Below are 17,093 nucleotides of genomic sequence, written 5' to 3'. Positions count from 1 at the left end.
AGTGCTAAAAGACTCCGGCTGCATACCGGATTCAGGAATCGGCGGTGGAGGATTCTCGTCGTGCCGCCCTTGCCGAAAGGGCCAGGCAATGGACAATGATGCCGCATGCCGGCCCGATCAGGAGGCTGAGGAATGCTCTCAAGTCTATCGGCACCGGCAGAAACAGCAGCGCGAGCGAGACTGCCGTAGCGCTAAGCCAACCAGAAGAATATGCCCGATGCCTGCCTGCTGCCAGTACGGCAGTTCCTGTGAGCGTCAAAAATGCCATCAGTATGGCGTCAATCGTCAATCCAGCCAGGATCGAGCCCGGCATCCGGTACGTAGGTCCAAAAATGGTCATGATGGGGGGCCCCACAAAGAACGCCAGGACCGCTCCCACCAGACCAATGCCGGCGAGCACAGCGCCCGGTCGGACCAATGCGAGCATGCCCTTGGACCGTTGACGGAGAAATGACGTAATGAAGACGCCTTGGAAAGCCTGCAGCGGGATCATAATCGGCGCGCGGGTCATCGAAATCGCCAAAATTAAAGGGGCTGCCGTGGCATATTCAGCGTCGGAGGTGGTCAATCGAAGCAAAATCGGAAAACCTACGATCAGGACCGCTGTGGAAGCGGCGGACAGCAAGGCATGCCCCGACTGGCGGGCTAGGCGTTTGGGCGTGACATCGGCGCGTGCTGCCATGGCTGTCCTTGCCGAACCGGAAAAGAGCAAGAAGAGCAGCCACACCACGGCACTCAGAATGCACGCAATCTCGAAGCTGCGGATCGAGGCACCGACAATCACCACCACACCAACCGCGACCAGCCGCCATGCTGCCTCCACGCCCATCAAGCGGGAGTACGTGGTCCAGTCCTGCCGCCCGGCTGCTGCTCCAGCAATGGAGGCATGACCGGAGTATGCCACGGCGGCAATGGCCAGGATGACCACTAACCCAAGCATTCCCCCCTTGGGGAAGAGATTAGGTGCCCACAAAATCGATGTCGCTGACAGCGCTACCGCAAGCCCGGCGCCGATCGCCAGTCCGTTGCCGAGGACCGATGCCGGCCTGTCCATCCCCGGACTTACTCCATGCGTTGCCGCACTACCAACCGCACGCGTCGACTCGCTCTGCACGCCGCCAAGCACACCGATAATGGCAAAGAGCGCAGACCAGAAAACCAGGAAGTTTGCGTTGTCCGCAGGGCTGAGGCTCCGCGCGGTGACGAAGAGTATGAGATAGCTGGAGATCGCTGCGACCAGCGAGGAAATTCCTACCCCCGAAGCGCTGCGAACCGTTATGGCCGGAGCCAGGCTTGTTGGCCCGATTGAGTCTCCGCTCTGGTTACGGCGCAAGGCAGTCCTCTTCCTGTCATCTATCGGCGCGTGGTCCACACAACCCAAAGGGTCTGCGGCCGAACGCCACCCTTAAAAGGGTCATCTGCACCCGACGAGGCCGCCCAGCACGTTTGACGAGTTTAAAGCTGCCTGCATCGATATAACAAAAAGCACCGGCCCCGAGCACAGCCTCCACGGATCCAGGCTGCCTTCCCGCTGACAGTGTCGCTCTCTGGCTTGCTATGATCTTTAGATTATGGAAAATTCTGATCGGGCCAGCGCACTGGTGATCATGCCCGCTTGGAACGAAGCCGATTCCGTTGGAAACACAGTACGTGAAGTGCTGGCTCTGGCTGAGAATTACGCGGTGCTGGTCGTCAACGATGGCTCCACCGACCGCACTGCCGACGTTGCCCGAGATGCCGGAGCGACGGTTATGACGTTGCCGTTCAACCTCGGAGTAGGCGGAGCCATGCGGGCGGGCTTTAAATACGCAACCCGGCTCGGATATCCGAAGGTTGTTCAAGTTGATGCCGATGGCCAACACGATCCGCGCGACATCCATCGCGTGCTGGCAGGATTGGACCAGGCCGATATTTCCATTGGCGCCCGCTTCGCTGAGCGCGGTGACTATCAGGTGAAGGGCCCTCGAAAGTGGGCGATGGCCATGTTGGCCGGCACTATTTCCCTGCTGGCAAAAACAAAACTGACTGACGTAACGTCGGGTTTCCGTGCGGCTAATGAACACGCAATGGCACAGTATCTGGACCATTACCCTGCTGAGTACTTGGGTGACACGATAGATTCACTCGTCGTGGCCGTCCGGTCTGGCTGTTCCGTCGTTCAGGTTCCCGTTGAGATGCGACCGCGGCAAGGCGGGCAACCCAGTCACAATCCCTTGAAGGCCGCTCTCTATCTGGGCCGATCAGTCTTCGCGCTGCTTTTTGCCCTGGCCCGCAAAAAATCTACCGTTTTTACGGCTGAAGGAGCGTAGCAATTGGGGAATCTGCCCGCGTTTATTCTGTGCCTCATTATCGTTGCAGTCGTCCTCGAGATGGTCCGTCGAAAGCAGCTTCGGGAAAAATATGCTCTGCTGTGGTTGGTGGTCGGCCTAGCCACGCTGGTGCTGGCCGCGTGGCCCCAGCTGCTCGGGATAGTCGCTCAATGGGTCGGTATCGCTCTTCCATCGAACCTGATTTTCATCCTGAGCATCCTGCTTCTGCTGGGAGTTTGCCTACACCTGTCGTGGGAGATTTCCGGTGCAGAGGACGAAACGCGGACCTTGGCAGAAGAAGTCGCAATTCTTCGCACCCAGGTTGAGCGTTTGGAACACGGCGCGGATTCGTCCACGGCTCAAGGTTCAGTCCCGCCTCGCCCGTCCCCCTAGTCGTCCGTCCGGTCTTCGTCCACAAAGAAATCGTGATATTTCCACATGCCTCTTCACATACTTATTCCATTCTGGGGCTCTCCGGCCTTCCTCAAGGAGACAGTCGAAAGCGTTCTCGCCCAGCACAATGGGAATTGGCTGTTGACTGTTGTAGACGACGCGTATCCCGACGAGTCAATCGCCGGCTACTTCTCTGCGCTCGGCGATCCGCGCGTTTCCTATATCCGCAAGGATCGAAACGAAGGCATAACGGCGAACTTCCGTACCTGTGTAGCACTCGCCTCTGAGGATTTCATTACCATCTTGGGCTGCGACGACGTTCTGCTGCCGAACTATGTCAGTACAGTTCTCGATGCCCTCCGGCAGTTTCCGGACGCGGACATCGTCCAGCCCGGCGTTCAAATCATTGACGACGGAGGCAGGATCGTCAGCACGCTCGCCGATACCGTGAAACAGCGGCTTGTCCGGCCCCGCGGCGTGGGTCCCCGCATTCTTAAAGGTGAACCGCTAGTTAGCAGCCTTATGTATGGCGACTGGCTCTACTGGCCATCGCTGGTCTTCCGTACGTCAAAAATACGCGACGTTGATTTTAATGACGACTACGCCGTGATCCAGGACCTTGCCTTAATTGTCGACATGCTCGCCAAGGGTGCCTCCCTGCTGTTGGAACCGACTTTGTGTTTTTCCTATCGCCGGCATTCAAAGAGCGCCTCATCTGAGAAATTGGTGGACGGGTCGCGGTTCGATGGCGAACGCGACTACTACAAAAAAGCTCGTCTTCAGGTCCAGGCACTGGGCTGGCGAAAGGCCTCAGCCGCAGCCAGGCTGCGGTTGACCTCAAGGGCCCACGCACTGCTCCTCGCCCCGCGGGCCGGACTCTCCCGGGATAGTCGGACGCTCGGCAAACTATTGAGGCACGGCCTCGGAGCCTGACTCTAGCGCTGGTTATCGTCCAGCCAGCGCCGCAGTTGCCGGCTCCTTGCCGGCTTGGACTGTATTTACTTAGCCCTGTTGGCATGCGGGTGCCGCTAAAGCGGTGTCCCGGTGCCAGTGCCCACATCCTCATATAGAAGCAGGTCCCGGGCCTGGTTGGTGAACTTGAAGCACCCAAAGGCTGCGGACCCTTCGGCCTCAGGGAATCGGGCATTTGAGTAGTCGAATCCTTCGATGCTTTTAATGCCTAAGCCGCGCAGATTTTCGGGAGGCGCTGATGGCGTGATCCCTGTCTGGATTCGGTGTCTGCCTGCAGGACGCCGTGCAGATATTGGGTTTGATTCGAGCTGCGGTACTCGGAGCTGATCGAGGAGCTGACACGGTGGACGCGGAACCCACGGACCGAGCCGCGTTAGGGACGCCCGCGGCCGGCGATGGTTTGAGTGCCATCACCGGCCACTACCGATGGTCAGCGGATTGTGATCGTCCAAGGTCCGGAAGCATGGATTTCAAGGCTGGTCGACTTAGCCATCCAGTCCCAATTATCAAAAATAACCGTTCCGGAATACGAGCCGAAGGCGCTAACTAAGAGGTCATTTGCCTGCCCGCGGGCATCAAGTGTCCAAATGCTAAAGTAGCCACCGCCAGAATAACTAATACTGGCCAGCGCGGAGGCGTTAATTCCTCCTGGTTTGCTGATGTTAATTACCGAGTCGCCGTATCCGGAATACGTAAACGACGGAGCTTCGCGACGGACGCCGATAGTCGCTGTTCCGTTCCCGTTCCAATCTCCAACGAGTACGGTGTCAGTAGCCTCACCGTATCCGAACACGGTATCGGAGTAGCCACCGCTGAGGGAGTTCTTCAGAAAGTAGGTGTTGCCGCGACGGACGGCTAGGGTGTCGGCCCTATTCCCGTCCCAGTCTCCAACCAAGATCGTGTCTCCGGCATCACCGTAACTGAAGACCCTGTCCGCGTAGCCACTGGAAATGCTGTTCTTGACGAAGAAACCGTTACCGCGTCGGACGGCAAGTGTGTCGGTCCGATTTCCGTCCCAGTCTCCGACCAGAACCGTGTCTCCGGCATCACCGTAGCTGATGACGCTGTCCGCGAACCCGGAGGAGACGCTGTTCTTGATGAAGAACGTGTTACCCCGCCGGACGGCCAGGGTGTCCGTTCCATTGCCGTCCCAGTCTCCGGCAAGGATCTCGTCTCCGGGGTCGCCATATGAAAAGACAAAATCTGCTGGCCCGCTGCTGTTGGAGTTGCGGACGAAGAATTTGTTGCCCCGGCGGATAGCGATGGTGTCCGTTCCATTTCCGTCCCAGTCGCCCACATATATGCGGTCGCCCGCGTCGCCATAACTAAAGACATTATTGGCGTTGCCGGAAAACTGGTCGTTGAGGAAGAAACGGTTGCCGGAGCCGCCAATTTCGCTTCCTTTTGCCATGGCTGGCCCTGCACTTCCAATGATCAGAGTTGCAAACACAGCGCCAACGGCGGCCGCAGCAATCCCTTTTCTGTACTTTTTCATGTATTCCCCAGATGCGTTGATGACGATTGTTCACGCTGTAACCAAATGTGACAGCGCAAGGCCATAATAGCTGAACCGAAGTAGTTCAGAGACCAGACCGAAACATCCATTATCGCCGTGCTCCGCGGTTCGAGCTTGTCCAAACACGCACATTCCCACATGTGTGTCCATACGGCGATACCGGGAGCGTCTCCGCGTCCGATGTTAACGCCGATACCCACGCCAACCCGACGAGTTCTAGCGATCGTTGTATCGACCCCGAATATTCGAGACGTGCACCCCACCTGGATTCATCATCAATAACCAGTGCACCCTGAGACACGAAATCCTCGTAAGGGTAAATAGGTGCCTCCGGCTAACACGCAGCGCAAAGCACCGGGCAATCGCCCACAACTGTCGCCCCCGTGCCCAACGGGAAGAATCTCTTTAGCTGTGGCCCGCTTGGTAATTGGCACCGCGACGGCCCAGAAGCCGGACATTAATCGCAGCACGTGCCAGAAACCTGCGGACGCTGCACTCATCCCTACGTTGACGTCTTGATTGGCACCACGTCATCCGACAAGAAGACACTGGCCAGTATTTCGTTCCCGCACAAGTGCGCTGCGCCAAGATTTCGTCTGTATACAGCGCTGGTGGCGATGAGTACGTCACCGCCGTCGATCACCATGTGGACGGACCGGTGGAAGTCGCTACGCGCCACTGACCAGGCGAGGCGCGTACTCCGCCGGCGATGCCCTCTTTCCCACTCACCGGAACCGTGTGAGAACCCGCTCGCTACCATCAGACACCGCAGGAAACGTAAAATCGGCCACTATCCAGTACCAGTAATATGAGCAGATTTGCGATATAATCTCGGTGATAATGCGTTGTGCTCCGGAATCGATGGTCAGTTACTGGCTCCCACGAAAGCGCATACTGCTGTCAAGTGGAACAGAGGAAGGCCATGGGCGCTTCGGTTTACCCGATTTTCGAGGGTTCGCCAGCGGGCAGTTCTTTGAGCTTCGTCGCCCATCAGGACGATGACTTATTTTTCCAGAATCCAGACCTTAGCGACTGGATTGCGGCGGGACGCCCGCACCGCACTGTATACCTGACCGCCGGTGAAAATAATGGACTGCCCGACCGCACCAGGGAACAATACGCCCGTGACCGCCAAGCCGGCGAACGCGCCGCATACGCCCAGATGGCTGGCCTCCCGGACAACTGGCAGCGCAGGGCGCTGCCAGTTAGTGGCAGGGCCGTGGAGCTGGCCACCCTCATCGGGTCGGTAAGTCCAGTCGAGCTGGTCTTCCTCTGCCTGCCTGATGGCGGCGACCAGAATCATCTTCAGGCCCTGACAAATCTCTTCAACGGCAGCTATGCCACTGTTCCAACGATCGTTCCAGATGACAGTCCGGTAGGTCTGAGCTGCACCTACACCAGGGAAGCGCTCGTTGGCATGCTGACATCGCTGATGGATATGTTCCAGCCCACGATCATAAGGGCCCAGGATCCTTTACCAGACGAGCTGGGACGGCTGGAACACGCGGACCACGTAGCGGCCGCCCGGTTCGTGGGCGAGGCAGTGAACGGATATAACGGCCCCGGTGGTAACCATCATGCGCTGCTCATAAATTACCGCTGCTACAGTATCGAGGATTCCCAGTCCAACCTGACCGTGGAGGCCTCGGCTGGAAAAGCCAGTGTCTTCAGCACCTACCAGCAGTCCGATCCGCTCGCGCAAGATCTTGGTTGGACGGCGTCAATGTATTACCGGTGGCCCCCTGGCAACGCTTGGATAGGACGTGACCCGCAGGGACGGAGCTGGGCCTTCGCTGTCCAAAACAACCAGGTGCTGGCTTGGCATCAGGACTCCGGGGACCAACCGTGGAGTGGACCGGAGGGGATCGGCGGCGGCCCAATTTCACCCTGTCTGACTGTCGGTACCAATGCGGACGGACGTCTTCAGGTCTTTGGATTGCGGCTCGACACGCATGACATCACCACCGCCTACCAGACGGGCCCCGATCTAGCCTTCTCTGCCTGGCTGACGCTAGGAAATGCCGACGGCGCTGCTGCCGGAGGTGCAACGGGCGTCCCTGCCGCCAGCAACAACCAGGACGGTACATTAGTACTATTTAGCCGGAATGCCCGTGGCGGGATGAGCATCACCTCGCAGACCGTTCCCAACGGTAGCTTTGGCGAATGGCAGGATCTGCCGGATGGCTCAGGTCTGCTCAACGAGTGTTCCTCCCCCGTTCTGACAGCCGACGACAGGATCGAGCTTTTTGCCGGCAGCAACTCTGGGATAGCTCACTGGTACCAGCACCTTCCGAACGGCCCGCTCCGCTACGACCCCCAATTCCCCTCCTCCGCTCCGGCTGGGGCGCCGCAGGCAATCAGAGATAGTGCTGACCTGCTCAAGGTCTATTACCGCCGTCCCGTCGACGGTACGTTATTAGCTTCGGTCCAATCCGTCGTCGATGGGAGCTGGCTCCCTGTAGTTATGAACCTCGGCGGCCCTGCCGGACAAGGTCAACCTACAGCAGCCCCAGACTCGCGGACCAAACAGTGCCTATTCCTGGCAGCCCGCACCGCGACCGGATCCGTTGTGGTTGTAAGCGCGGCTGACGTGACGGGACTTGCCCCGCAATGGGTTGAGCTACCCAGTAACATCATCGGCCTGCCCGCCTGTTTGGCCCAGACAGATGGCACGTTGACCCTCTTCGGCATCGGAACCGACGGCCGACTCCAGCAATACCTTGGCTGGACCGCCGTCGGCTCCTAAGCCTGCGGGGCACCCCCACTCCCGGTTGCGCCCCCAAAGACCGCGGCCGAAGCGGACAAGGGGCCGTTTACCAGCAGGTCGTCAATTTGTAGAGTTTTGCCTGACCCTCGTGGTCGATCAGCGTTGCAACGCCCCTCGTGCCCAAGTTGTCCAGTCCTTGGAAGCCATGGTCTTGCCCGTGGACCTCTTGATGGCCAAAGTCCAACACGTAATGTATCCCCAGGCTCCGCACCGCTGGACATACGTCAGGGTCGGTTTTTGCGTCATTGAGCCGATCATAAATTTCAGTGGCACCGACCGGAAGTTTGCCTAGAATACCGATCTGGATCGTCCGTCGGTCCGCAATAGAATATGCCAGCGCGCTGCCATTCCATGGGTTTCCCGCTAGAACCTCGCCAACGGGAACTTCCTCGTCCAGCCGTTCCAGAAGCTTCTTCTCGTCCACGGACAACAGAGGGGATTCTGCAGAAAGCTGGTAGGAAGCGGCAGCGTGCTTGGCCGCCACTCGGACATTAGTCTGCTGCGTCCCTGCCATCAGGGCCACCGTCAACACCGCCAGCGCAGCGACACCTCCCCAGCGCGTCACGAGCTTCCCATCAAACTTCCCTTGCTGGCTTGGGCGGCTGTTGTGAAAGGTTGTCAGCAGCTGCTCTCCCCATCGTCCGTAGGCCCATTCCAGCACGGTCATGGCACCAACCACAGCTAGGGGAAGGGTGGCAACGGGCAGCAAGGCCGCCAACCTCGGCGGATCATTATACCAGACCCCGGTGTAGAACGTGCGCAGCGGACCGACGGGGAACGAGGCGACGATGACGAAAAGCGCCCCCAACACTCCATACATGCCCACCAACCACTGGTGTTGGCGGCGGGCCAGCAAGGTGGTGATCCCCACTGCCGCCAAGATCAAGACCAGCCAGGACACTGGACGCCCCAACGGGGCGCTCGCTATCAGCTCGCCGATAGCGTTGGCTGTCGTCTCCACGGGAGTCCAAGTGGAAGCCGACTCTGGCGGACGAACTGACTGCCATACGACCCGGAGTACCGCAGCGCTCACGAGGACTGCCACGACGTACAGGGCCAGCTGCTTCCAGGTTGCCCGCCATCGGCCTAGGCGCGGGCGAACCTCACGCCACCAGATCCCCAGCAGTACCGGCACCAGCAGTGCGACAAGGGCCATTGTGCTGCTCGGGTGCGCCAAGGTCATCCCGGGCAACACGGCTAAGAGGAGGAGCCAGCTCACGACGGGAGAAGCAGTCCGCTCGCGGGCTACGCCGAGGGCCTGCAGGCTGGCGCCGAGAGCAATCGGCAGCAAACTAATGGCCAACACATTCGGATACAGCACACCGAAGTCCAGCATCAGGAGTGGAAAGGACCCGAAAGCGGCCGAGAGGACTCCAGCGATGATACTGGGCAATGCTCTTCGCCCGACAATCTGCTGGACCAGATAGATGCAGCCGACAGGCCAAACGAGAGCACCTATGCAGATGTTTATTAAATTTACCGCGACCGGAATCTGAGTCCCCGTGACATCGATCAGGAGGGACACCATGTCATGCCAAGCCGCTGGGTAAAAGCCTCCACCGGTCAATGTTGTAATGGACAGTGATGAAGCCGAGCCGGTGTCTACGATGTAACGGATGGCGTTGAGATGGAAAACGTTATCGAAAGTCTGTGAAATGGCTCCAGGCGTTCCGAAAGCGTAGACCAGCCGCCGTCCCACCAACAGCGCCCCCAGGGCCACCGCTATCATTTCGGCGAGGGGCACGACCCAGCCGTATCCTCGACGGCGAGGGCCGGGCCAGCGTCGGGCTGTGCCATGGGAAAGCAGAAACGCCACTGCCGCCAGCACCAGAGAGAACCCAAGGACTACAAAAACGGACCATTGCAGTCCCAGATATGGTACCGCCATGGCCGCCACGGAGGCTGAAGTCACCGTCAGGGCCGGCGCCAAGGCAACCAGTGCGAATCCGCGGACGCGACTGGCCCAGGCGATGACCGCACCGGGCACAAAAAAGATCGCTGCCGCGGCGGCGAGCAGCGGAACTGTAGACCACCAAGACACGTAAATAACCTTCCCAAAAACTCATTTGCAGGATGCCGTGCAAACCGCTGGACATGACGCAGCGGGTGGGCAACCTCTTTTGATCATACTTGCGCGGCGGGCGAACGTGGGCGCGGCTAAAAGCCAAGGGCGGCGCCAAGTGGGCCGGTCAATGTCTTAGCAAAGGTGTTGGTCATATGGTTGTCGCGGTAGACCAGAACATTACCGATAACAGCAGGGCAGGTGCCGTCCGCGCAAAAATAGTCATGAAGATCGACGACGCCCAGACCGGGTATCTTTGCCGCCGCCTCCCCAAGCGGGTCCGTCGTCCGAGCCTCGTCGGGCTGGTTTAACTGACATTTCGGAGAGTCCGCCCCATTCATCTGAACGCAATCAGGTACGGAAACCAATGGATAAGGATTGTCCAAAACGACTTCCACTTTGATGCCCGCTTCCACAAGGGGTTTAAGCAAGGACACATATCCACGGACCAGGTCCGGTGTTCCTCCTGCCCAGTTCCAATGCAGCGCTTGTTCATATCCGTCGGCAGTCATTCCCCCGACCACAACCAGCTGAGGTTTCATGTCAAGAATTTTCTGCAGCGTCGTCTTGTTTTGCCCCGAGCAATTAGTGTACGTCGTGTCCGCGGAGGCCGGCGGAGTAGCGGAAAAAGGACAGCCGTTGCGAACCATGGCCCGGACCTTCCACCCCATCGGCGCTACCACATCGATTAGAGGGTCAACGTACTGGGCCGCGTGGGAGTCACCGACGACGACGGCGGTGGAGGTACCCGAAAGATCCCCATACCAGCACGCGGTATCTGCTACGGCTGCAGGATCATAGGCGTTGCAGCCGTCTTGGCTAGTGACGGGACCGTCCATCGTTGCAACGGTAGGGTCCGGGCGAACGGGCAGCCCGTGCTTGACGTTCGCTGGATTTCCGGCTTGGAAAGCCAATGCGCCGGGATAGTCTACGGAATCTATGGCGGAGTTCCGCTGGTCAATTTTAGTTTGGACAATAGTCCACGGGGCCCAAGCTGTGAGGCAGGACAACGCCACCAGCGTCACACCCAGCGAGTATGCACTCCAGCGTGGCACAGTCGCTTTGAAATGTTGGCCCAGAGGTGTCTTGACCGGTCGTCCGCGGCGCAGCGGACCTTCAATACACCGATATGAAAACACGGCCAACGCCATACTCAAAACCAAAATGATGGCTCCTTGGTACAGGTTGGGAGCGTGGCCAAGCACGAAGACGTAAAACACAATGACGGGCCAATGCCATAAATATAGGGAATAAGAAATATCCCCTATATAGGTCACGGACCTAAGCCCGAGAATGCCCGTCATAGAGTATCTGGCAGGCACGCCAGCCGAAAGTGAGCCAGCGGCCAGGATCAGCATGGTCCCTGCTACGGGAACTACGGCAATCCACCCCGGGAACTGCATCTCCGTCGAGTAGAACACAGCAGAAACGACCACCAAGGCAAATCCTGCCCAGCCCGCAATAACGGCGGGGAGGCTGCGCACCGTGAATTTCGGAACGAGAACTGCCAGGATCCCGCCAAGCCCCAGTTCCCACATTCGCGTGGTTGTTGCGAAATAAGCAACGTCATGAGATGCAGCGGAGAAGATGACAGAATGGACAAACGATGCAACGGTAACTGTGACTAACAGTGCCAGGCTGGTCATTTCCTTTCCGCACTTAAGCAAGTGTGCGCAGGCCGTTGCCGCCATCAGTACCAGCGGAATAATAATGTAGAACTGCTCCTCCACCGCCAACGACCAGTAATGCTGCACAGGGGAAACCAACGACGTAGCACCCTCGTAACTGGCGGCGCTGAATGCTTGGTTCCAATTCTGTACCTGGAGAGCAGACATCACGACGTCCCTGGCCACCCCCTGCCACCGTCCCTGGGGCAAGAGTACGACTGCTGCGCCGATGGTAGCCACTAAGACGACCGTGGCAGCCGGCAGCAGTCGACGTATGCGGCGGGAGTAAAAACCCAGCAGGTCGACTCCGCCCGTCTTGACTGCTTCCCTGACCAAGGAGCCGACTATCAAGAAACCCGAGATGACGAAAAAAACGTCAACGCCCACGAATCCACCCGGTAGTGCGCCCGGAAAAAGATGGTAAATAACAACGAGCCCAACAGCCAGGGTCCGCAGCCCCTGAATGTCTGCCCGGGAAGTCCGCGTTACCCTGAGGGCGGACATATCAGCCGTTGCTGCGAAGTGTCGCGACGGCATCGGTGATAGCTCCATCAAAAACAATCTTCCCGTGGTCAAGCAATATTCCGCGGGAACAGATTTTGGACACTACGTCCAAGTCATGGCTCACTACCACCAGCGTTTTCCCCGCCTCTGCCAGCTCTTTGATCTTCTTGAGGCACTTCTTCTGGAAGGGTTCGTCACCGACGGCGAGAATTTCATCGACGAGGAAGACTTCCGGATCTGTGTGCACGGCCACCGAGAACGCCAGCCGCAAGTACATCCCCGAGGAGTAAAACTTGACCTCCGTATCGATGAACTGGCCGATTTCGGAGAACTCGAGGATCGAATTGAATCGATCGTTGATCTGCTCCTCGGTCATCCCGAGAATCGCGCCGTTGAGGTAAACATTGTCGCGGCCGGACAGGTCCTGGTGGAATCCTGCCCCCACTTCAATCAGACCAGCAACCCGTCCACGCGTATGAACTGATCCTGAGTCCGGCAGCATCACCCCGGAAATATGCTTCAGTAGCGTCGATTTACCAGAACCGTTCAGACCGAGCAGCGCGACGGTCTCGCCCTGTTTGATGTCCAGGGATACGTTATCGAGCGCAAAAAATTTCTCCACCAAGTCGCCTTTGCGGCCCTTAGCGAGCCACACCACAGCTTCCTTGATCGACCGGGTGTGCCGCAGCACGAACTGTTTACTGATGTTCTTGACTTCAATGGACGTCGTCACGTTGAAGGTCGTTGTAGCCATCTTAGAGCTCCTGGGCAAAGCGGCCCTCGAGCCGACGGAAAGTCAGCTGTCCGAGAATCAAGACGGCTATCGACACGACGATGCCTACAGGTATCCAAAACGAGAGGAGGTGCGGCGGGATACCCGCGCTGCCGTCCGTCGTCGGAAGCCAGAAGGCATAGTGGAATGCCTCTACGGCAATGGTGATGGGATTCGTTTGGTAAATGTTGTACCACACGTCACCGAGCTTGCTTTGGACCATGGTCGATGCGTACATCACCGGTGAAGCCCACGTAGCAATCATCAGCAGCATATCCACGAAGTTTTCCGAATCCCGGAAATAAACATTAATTGCTCCAAACAACAAGCCCAGCCCGGTCGCAAGGAGGGCTACGAGTATGAATCCGCATAATGCCGCTCCCAACTGAATCACATTGGGATGCCACCCCGCTACAAAGCAGGCCCCCACTAAAACCACTAATTGGGGAAAGAAGTGCACTGCAGAAACCCATACGGAGGCGACAGGAAAAAGCTCCCGGGGCAGATAGATCTTCTTGATCAGGCCGCCATTGCCCACAATAGACCGAGCAGCATTGCCCAATGCTTCGGTGAAAAAGTTTATCAGTACGATTCCGGAGAACAGATAGACAGCATAGTTCGGCAGGCCATCCGGATTCCGCGGACTCTTCTCCAGGCCGAGAAACACGCCAAGCGCTATGTAGAAAACGATGAACTGGACGCCGGGCTTAACATAGGACCACAGCAGACCAAGTATCGATCCGCGGTACCTGACCTTGAGTTCCTTGCGGACCAAAAGCTTGAGCAGGAACCGCGAACGAACTACATCTCCAAGACCACCGCCCAGGCCAGGCCTGACCAGCGCATCAACGCTGGAACTCATTGGCTCTGCTTCTCGCTTTGGGCATCAAACGTCTTCTTCCACTCCTCGAAGGACGTAATCACCGGCACGGCTGCCTTGTAGGTGGCGCTGAGCTTCTGCCAATCGCGTAAGAGGACCGCGTGCAGCCTCGTGCTCTCAGCGAGCATCTCCCTCAATTGCTTGGGGTCCCTCTTGTACCAGGAGGCCCCAGTTCCCTCGGCGTTGGTCACTAAGGCACTGTCGAACTGGGACATCCGCCACCACCGGTTGTCCTGATGGGCAACGCTGGCCTGCGGCCTTTCCTTGCTCAGCGGGGTTACGGGTTTCGTCAGTTGCCGGACGATGGTCTTGGCGGCCCAGGGGATCAAGGACATCCTTGACGGTTGGCGGACACCGTGCCCGTGGCGCGGAGGTTTGGCCATTTTTGGGGTCGGGTACGAGTCAGGTTCAGCCGCGAACTGTGAATCAGAATAGTCCTTCATCATCTCGCGTATTTCGGGTAGCTTTTTTGGAAGCAATGCGTGGAGTTTTTCCGGTCCTGCAAGCAGGTCCTCCAAGGCCATGTTCCGCCCCCGACCGGTGGCGTACTGCATCGACACCAAGTGTTTGATGTCGTTGTAATTGGATTCCCGCACAACTCTTCCGCCGTGCTCGTACGGGCTATGGATGAGGGCGGTGATAATCCGGTTCCGTGCGTGGAAGTATGCCTGCCACCCGACGAGGTCATCCTTGTCGATCCAAGAGACGTGCCAGACAGCTGCCCCGGGCAACGACACCGTGGGGAAGCCTGCTTCCTTGGCCCGGAGTCCGTACTCGGCGTCGTCCCATTTAATGAAGATGGGCAGCGACAGCCCGATTTCACGGATGACTTTGGTGGGGATCATGCACATCCACCATCCGTTGTAGTCCACGTCGCAGCGCCGATGGAGCCACGAAGTCTGGCGCAGATTTGACCGCATGAAGTCATGACCAAGGATCATGTCTTCATGAGGCAGCGCCGGCTGGATGCGGTAGGGATTGACAATCTCACCGAAGGTGTGCAGAACCGTCCGATTGTAGAGATCGAACATGTGCCCACCCACGATGCTTGGTCTCTTGCAGAGGTCCGCGAACGTCAGCAGCCGAGTGATGCTTTCGGGTTCGACGACGATGTCGTCGTCCATCAGGAGGGCGTAGTCGCTGCCATTCTCCACCGCTTCATACATGCCCCGGGAGAAGCCACCGGAACCGCCGATGTTGCCCTGATTGATGATGCGCAGTTTCCCACCCAAGGCTGCTGCTACATCCGCGAAACCGTCCGCATCTTCCACCTTTTGAGTGCCCTGATCGACAAGGATAACTTCCTTGACATTTTCCAGCGCTGCGGGATGATCGGACAATAGGCGGAGGTTATTGATGCAGAAATCGGTTTTGTTGAGCGTGGTGATTTCGAGGGTCACGGAACCGGCGGGCTTTCCCTCCCCCTCGCTTTGCCACTCGGCTTCCTTGAGCACCAGCGGCTTCGTGCTTGCCACCAAGTCAAACCAGTACCAGCCGCCGTCGCCAAAGGGGGCCAGCGTAAGGTCGAAAGTGCTGGTGGCGTCGCCGTCGACCTGGCGGGTGTCGACGCGCTGCAACGAACCGCGGGCGTTGGACTTGTAGACAATCACGGCTCCGCTTCCCGTCGTTTTAACGGATAAGCGAACGCTCTCAACGGTGGTCCAGCGCCGCCAGTAGCTGGCGGGAAAAGCGTTAAAGTACGTTCCGAAGGATACCCGTTCCCCGGAGCGGACTGAGGTTGACCTTCGGGAAAGAAAGTCCTCAACATGGACATCCGCTCCCGCGCCACCGTCAGTCTGCGGCCGCGCCGTATCGCGGGGATCCTGGCCCATGGTCGGCAGCTGAACCCCTGTGGCGCTGCCGGTGTCCATATACAACGCTACGGTGTCCATCTGGCTTTGGCTGGGCAGAATCACCCGTTGCAGGGTCCGCCAGTTTCTGGCATCTGCCGTGCGTACTTCGACTTCCGCCTTTGTTTCCACGCTCATGCGTCCACTCCTCCGCTTTCGAGCTTTGCTCCGCCGGTAAAGTGCGGCTTGATCTTATTGTCAAACATGTTTAGCGCAGACCCGATGGCCATGTGCATGTCCAAATACTTGTAGGTTCCCAGCCGGCCGCCGAACAGCACCGACTTTTCATCCTGCGCCAGGTCCCGGTAGGCGAGCAGTTTTGCCCGGTCGTCAGAGGTGTTGACGGGGTAATAGGGCTCGTCGCCCTTCTGCGCAAACCGGGAGAACTCGCGCATGATCACAGTGGCGTCCTTGGTGTAGTCGCGTTCCGGGTGGAAGTGCCGGAACTCGTGGATACGCGTGTACGGCACTGCGTCGTCGGGGTAATTCATCACCGCACAGCCCTGGAAGTCCTCGGTCGGGAGCACTTCTTCCTCCAGATCGATCGTGCGCCAGGAGAGATCACCCTCGGCATAGTCGAAATAGCGGTCCACCGGTCCGGTGTAGACGACCGGCACCTGGCCGAGGACTGTCGACCGGCCAAACTCGCCGTCGTCGAAAAAGTCGGTATTCAGGACCACCTCGATGTTCGGGTGGTCCGCCATGCGCTCGATCCACGCCGTGTAACCGTCCACCGGCAAACCCTCGTGGGCGTCGTTGAAGTAACGGTTATCGTAGTTGTAGCGGACGGGCAGTCTGGAAATAATCTCCGCAGGCAGGTCTTTCGGGTCCGTCTGCCACTGCTTGCCCGTGTAGTGCTTAATGAAGGCCTCGTAAAGCGGACGCCCGATCAGCTGAATGCCCTTGTCATTGAGGTTCTGCGGATCCGTGCCGGCCAGTTCCCCTGCCTGCTCCTGGATCAAGGCCCGAGCTTCGGCAGGCCCCATCGATGCGCGAAAGAACTGGTTGATGGTGCCGAGGTTGATCGGCATTTGGTAGACCTCGCCGTTGTGGCTGGTGTAGACCTTGTGCTGGTAATTCGTGAACTCCGTAAAGCGGTTCACATACTCCCACACGCGTTCGTTGGAGGTGTGGAAGAGGTGCGCCCCGTAGCGGTGCACCTCGATTCCGGTCTGCGCTTCCTTCTCGCTGTAGGCATTTCCACCGATATGGTGCCTGCGGTCCAGTACGGCGACCTTCAAGCCCAGCTCGGTGGCAGCACGTTCCGCGATGGTCAGGCCAAAGAAACCCGAGCCGACGATGACGAGATCAGCGTTCACAAACTCTCCTGTGTATATGCGTGCGGACACAATAGTGCCCACGTCTACTCGCCAAGGTTACCCGATGCGCCGGCTCCGCACC

The 17,093-nt window shown here is 58.5% G+C and carries 12 protein-coding genes; 4 read left to right on the top strand and 8 right to left on the bottom strand.

All coding sequences use genetic code 11. From position 1 onward, the window contains the following. Positions 1 to 31: 31 nt before the first annotated feature. Complete coding sequence (locus tag OS914_RS01425; RefSeq protein WP_267544270.1) at positions 32 to 1,333, bottom strand: polysaccharide biosynthesis protein; 1,302 nt, start codon at positions 1,331 to 1,333, stop codon at positions 32 to 34. A 238-nt stretch (positions 1,334 to 1,571) separates the two neighbouring features. Between OS914_RS01425 and OS914_RS01420 the strand changes: the two genes are divergently transcribed. Genes OS914_RS01420 through OS914_RS01410 form a run of 3 tightly spaced genes read left to right on the top strand, consistent with a single transcriptional unit; the run spans position 1,572 to position 3,635 of the window. Then, positions 1,572 to 2,309 carry a glycosyltransferase family 2 protein gene (locus tag OS914_RS01420; protein WP_267544269.1) on the top strand — a complete coding sequence of 246 codons (738 nt, stop codon included), beginning with the start codon at positions 1,572 to 1,574 and terminating at the stop codon, positions 2,307 to 2,309. 3 nt (positions 2,310 to 2,312) lie between these two features. Then, positions 2,313 to 2,702 carry a DUF2304 domain-containing protein gene (locus OS914_RS01415; RefSeq protein ID WP_267544268.1) on the top strand — a complete coding sequence of 130 codons (390 nt, stop codon included), beginning with the start codon at positions 2,313 to 2,315 and terminating at the stop codon, positions 2,700 to 2,702. A gap of 45 nt (positions 2,703 to 2,747) precedes the next feature. Further along, on the top strand, positions 2,748 to 3,635 hold the full coding sequence (locus tag OS914_RS01410) for a glycosyltransferase family 2 protein (RefSeq protein ID WP_267544267.1): 888 nt from the start codon (positions 2,748 to 2,750) through the stop codon (positions 3,633 to 3,635). A gap of 469 nt (positions 3,636 to 4,104) precedes the next feature. Here OS914_RS01410 and OS914_RS01405 read toward each other — a convergent pair whose 3' ends face one another. After that, entirely contained in the window at positions 4,105 to 5,085 is a 981-nt protein-coding gene (locus OS914_RS01405; RefSeq protein ID WP_267544266.1) for a hypothetical protein, read from the bottom strand. Positions 5,086 to 6,112: 1,027 nt separating this feature from the next. On the opposite strand from OS914_RS01405, the gene OS914_RS01400 reads away from it, so the two are divergent. Next, on the top strand, positions 6,113 to 7,936 hold the full coding sequence (locus tag OS914_RS01400) for a DUF8189 domain-containing protein (RefSeq protein WP_267544265.1): 1,824 nt from the start codon (positions 6,113 to 6,115) through the stop codon (positions 7,934 to 7,936). A gap of 67 nt (positions 7,937 to 8,003) precedes the next feature. On the opposite strand, the gene OS914_RS01395 is transcribed toward OS914_RS01400, so the two are convergent. The 6 genes from OS914_RS01395 to glf form a co-directional block, all read right to left on the bottom strand. Beyond that, the gene (locus OS914_RS01395; RefSeq protein ID WP_267544264.1) at positions 8,004 to 9,998 is read right to left on the bottom strand and encodes a DUF6541 family protein; all 1,995 of its coding nucleotides are present in this window, start codon (positions 9,996 to 9,998) and stop codon (positions 8,004 to 8,006) included. Positions 9,999 to 10,114: 116 nt separating this feature from the next. Further along, on the bottom strand, positions 10,115 to 12,223 hold the full coding sequence (locus OS914_RS01390; RefSeq protein ID WP_267544263.1) for an acyltransferase family protein: 2,109 nt from the start codon (positions 12,221 to 12,223) through the stop codon (positions 10,115 to 10,117). After that, positions 12,192 to 12,923 (bottom strand): ABC transporter ATP-binding protein, encoded by a 732-nt coding sequence (locus tag OS914_RS01385; RefSeq protein WP_267544353.1) that lies wholly within the window; start codon positions 12,921 to 12,923, stop codon positions 12,192 to 12,194. The genes OS914_RS01390 and OS914_RS01385 overlap by 32 nt, the downstream gene beginning before the upstream one ends. Positions 12,924 to 12,945: 22 nt before the next feature. Continuing rightward, positions 12,946 to 13,824 (bottom strand): ABC transporter permease, encoded by an 879-nt coding sequence (locus OS914_RS01380; protein ID WP_267544262.1) that lies wholly within the window; start codon positions 13,822 to 13,824, stop codon positions 12,946 to 12,948. Continuing rightward, positions 13,821 to 15,830, bottom strand: a complete 2,010-nt coding sequence (locus OS914_RS01375) for a glycosyltransferase (RefSeq protein WP_267544261.1) — start codon at positions 15,828 to 15,830, stop codon at positions 13,821 to 13,823. Before OS914_RS01375 ends, OS914_RS01380 begins: the two co-directional genes overlap by 4 nt. Then, on the bottom strand, positions 15,827 to 17,011 hold the full coding sequence (glf, locus tag OS914_RS01370; RefSeq protein ID WP_267544260.1) for a UDP-galactopyranose mutase: 1,185 nt from the start codon (positions 17,009 to 17,011) through the stop codon (positions 15,827 to 15,829). Before glf ends, OS914_RS01375 begins: the two co-directional genes overlap by 4 nt. Between the last annotated feature and the right edge of the window lie 82 nt (positions 17,012 to 17,093).

It is taken from the genome of Arthrobacter endolithicus (assembly GCF_026627425.1).
Classification (GTDB): domain Bacteria; phylum Actinomycetota; class Actinomycetes; order Actinomycetales; family Micrococcaceae; genus Arthrobacter_M.
This window is presented reverse-complemented; position numbering and strand designations above follow the sequence as displayed.